Here is a 1,411-nt window from a genome sequence, read left to right as displayed (position 1 = left end):
TGTGTAGAATTGGACTACAGGCGATTCTCCAATATTTCTTTCTTGAGTTTCCCCATTCGTATGCCTTGTTATCAGGAACACCTAAACCTTTTAGTTTTCTAACTCTTGTTTTAGGTGTTTTCCATTGTTTCCATTCAACCATACGAAGTCTTCTTCTTATCCACTCTTCAAATTCTTTGAACTTACTTGGTGTATCAGCTAAAGCGAAGTATCCACACCACCCTGTTAGATATTGGTTTAGTTTTTCAATTCTAACTTCCATAGGACTAGGTTTTGAACGAGATGTGATCTGTCTTATCCTAGACTTTAGTCTTTTGATACTTTCATTCGCTATTCTGACCTTGGGTTTCTTATGGTTTGTAAAACTGAAACCAAGAAACTTCCGTTTCCAAGGGCGGTCTACCGCTGACTTCTCTCTATTAACTTTAAGTTTTAGTTTCTTCTCAATAAAACTTGTAATTGAGGTCATCACTCGTTCACCAGCTTTCTTTGACTTCATGTATATATTACAGTCGTCGGGCGTAACGAACGAATTTGTGTCCTCTACTCTCTAACTCTTTATCAAGTCTATTCAAAAGAATGTTTGAAAGAAGAGGACTCAATGGACCTCCTTGTGGTGTACCTTCTTCTGCTTCATTAACCACACCGTTAATCATGATTCCTGATTGGAGATACCTCCGTATAAGTTTCAAGACCAATCGGTCTTGTACTCTATTTGCCAATATCCCCATTAACTTATCATGATTAACCTTGTCAAAGAATTTCTCTAAATCCATATCAATAACCCATCTATACCCTTCACTTATATATCCCTTGGCTTTCCTCACTGCATCATGGCCCCTTCTTTTGGGACGGAAACCATAACTATGTTCTGAAAATGTTGGGTCGAAAAGTGGGGTTAGCACCTGGGCTATGGCCTGTTGGATGAAACGATCTGTCACAGTAGGTATTCCTAGTAATCTTACTCCACCGTTCGGTTTCGGGATTTCGATTCGACGTACTGGGTTCGGTTCATAGGTACCAGTTCTCAAAGAGTGACAAAGGGAATCCCAGTTTTCATAGAGGTGTCTTCGTAGGGATTTTACGGACATTCCATCTATGCCATGACTTCCTTTGTTCCTTTCCACACGCTTAAGTGCTTCAATTAAGTTTTCCCGTGACAAAATCATATCTATCAACATTTGATATTTCCTTTCGACGTGAACGTAGAAATCTAATTGTGTTATTCTTACTCCACACTCCCAAAGTCCCCCATGGAATTCACCATATCCTCCTTTAGGTAGCTCTTACAAATGCTAATTTAAATATGTAAAAATTTGATTAATTAAAGATGTACAGTTTCGACTCATTTCTACATACTAATCTTGGGGTGATTAGTATGTACATAGCGTTAGATATCCAAACAGATTTT

At 38.3% G+C, this 1,411-nt stretch carries 1 pseudogene; it reads right to left on the bottom strand.

What is annotated here, in order from left to right:
• Positions 1–1,181 (bottom strand): annotated as a pseudogene (gene ltrA, locus WQ54_RS17970) (group II intron reverse transcriptase/maturase); the annotation flags it as partial.
• Between the last annotated feature and the right edge of the window lie 230 nt (positions 1,182–1,411).

The organism is Bacillus sp. SA1-12 (assembly GCF_000981385.1).
GTDB lineage: Bacteria > Bacillota > Bacilli > Bacillales > Bacillaceae > Metabacillus.
This window is presented reverse-complemented; position numbering and strand designations above follow the sequence as displayed.